This is a genomic window from Spirillospora sp. NPDC049652 (assembly GCF_040675125.1).
Classification (GTDB): Bacteria; Actinomycetota; Actinomycetes; order Streptosporangiales; family Streptosporangiaceae; genus Spirillospora.
In genome coordinates this window covers 1-1,629 of sequence record NZ_JBFAOF010001292.1, presented here as the reverse complement: position 1 = coordinate 1,629, position 1,629 = coordinate 1, and the positions used below count along the sequence as shown (strand labels likewise).

The window sequence follows — 1,629 nt, the reverse complement described above, 5'->3', positions numbered from 1 at the left end:
GTCGCCGTCTGCGGTACCGCGCTCACCTGCGCCGGGCAGTCGGCCTCGGCCGCCGATCACGGGGGCTGGCGGCCGTACCGGACGCAGCCGTTCACCGACACGGACGTCTGCGCGTTCCCCGTGCGCGGTGACATCGTCCAGGACGAGGAAGAGGTCCGCACGCTCCAGACCTATCCGGACGGCAAGGTCAAGCTCGAGGAGTTCCGGGGGCCGCTGGTCATCCGCTTCTCCGGCAACGGGCACTCGGTCGTCCGGGAGGTCTCCGGCTACGGGTGGTTCCACCACCTCAAGGACGGCACGCGCCGCGCACGCATCGACGGCGGCCTCAGCACCGGCGTCAGGCAGGGCAACATCGGCTACCCGGCCGGTGAGTACATCATCCAGGGCAAGTTCACCGTCGTCTTCCACGCGGACGGGAACCAGACCGTCCAACTCGCGCACGCCAAGATCGAAGACCTCTGCCAAACGCTGGCATGACGAGCGCGGGCCCGGATCCCGCGCAGCGCGGATCCCGGCCCGCCCTCACCTCACACGGCCGATTCTTATCTTGTAAGTATGGGGCTCTCCCGGTAAATATATGGCGTAAGAATCAAGAGGTGAGGAGCCGCCCATGCCCGCGTCGGCGAGGAAGACCAGAACCAACGGACGAGCCGCTCTCACGGCCCTGTGCTGCGGAGCCATGCTGTGAAGAGCCCAGCGGAACCGAGTGCTGTGGCAGAGAACCTCGATCGTGCCGCTTTGCCGAAGCGCATCGGAATCATCGGGGTGGGTGAGATCGCCCGGGCCATCGTGACGGGGTTGTGCGACGGAGCCGGAGCGTCCCCCAAGATCTTTCTGTCTCCCCGGGGCGCCCGGACGGCCGCCGAACTCGCCGCGCGCTACGACGACGTGCGGGTGTGCGCGGACAACCAGGAGGTGGTGGACCACTCCGACGTGGTGGTCATCGCCGTGGGCCGCCAGAACCGGCAGGCGTTGGAGGGACTGCGGGTGCCCGGCGGCAAGCTGGTGGTCAACGTGATGGCCGGCGTGGGCATCGACGAGTTGCGCCGCACGCTCGCCACCGAGGCCCCGCTCGTGCGGGCCATCCCGCTGCCGACCGTCCGCGAACGACGTTCCCTCACGGTCACCTGTCCCTCGCATCCGGTGGGCGACGCCCTCTTCGAGCACCTGGGCGGGGCGCTCCCGGTCGCGGACGAGGCGGCCTTCAACGTCTTCTCGGCGCTGACCGGGACGCTGACCACCCACTACTCCTACCTGGCCACGCTCATGGCGTGGGCCGCCGGGCACGGCATCGCCCCCGGCGACGCGGAGAACTACGTCCGCAGCCTCTTCCAGGGCGTCGGCCGGTCGCTGGGCGACGAGACCCGCTCCCTGCACCGGCTCGCGGCCGACCACGAGACCCCGAAGGGGAACAACGAACGCATCCGCACCACCTGGTTCACCGCCGCCAACTCCGAGGCCCTCGCAAGGTCCCTCGACGGCCTCCTCACCGATCTCACTTAGCGGTCGCCAGCGAACGCGGCCGGGCCGGAGAACGCCACCAGCGACGCGCCGCCAGCGCGGCCAGCCCGGCGCCGGCGGCGTTGAGCAGCACGTCGTCCACCGACGTGACCCGGTCCAGCCGCAGGA

General features: G+C 70.0%; 2 protein-coding genes. Both read left to right on the top strand.

What is annotated here, in order from left to right; translation table 11 throughout:
* Positions 1–477 (top strand): hypothetical protein (locus tag AB0J52_RS39540; protein WP_500188249.1); only part of this gene is annotated, 477 nt, incomplete at its 5' end.
* A 261-nt stretch (positions 478–738) separates the two neighbouring features.
* Positions 739–1,503 carry an NAD(P)-binding domain-containing protein gene (locus AB0J52_RS39535; RefSeq protein WP_500188248.1) on the top strand — a complete coding sequence of 255 codons (765 nt, stop codon included), beginning with the start codon at positions 739–741 and terminating at the stop codon, positions 1,501–1,503.
* The last annotated feature ends 126 nt before the right edge of the window (positions 1,504–1,629 follow it).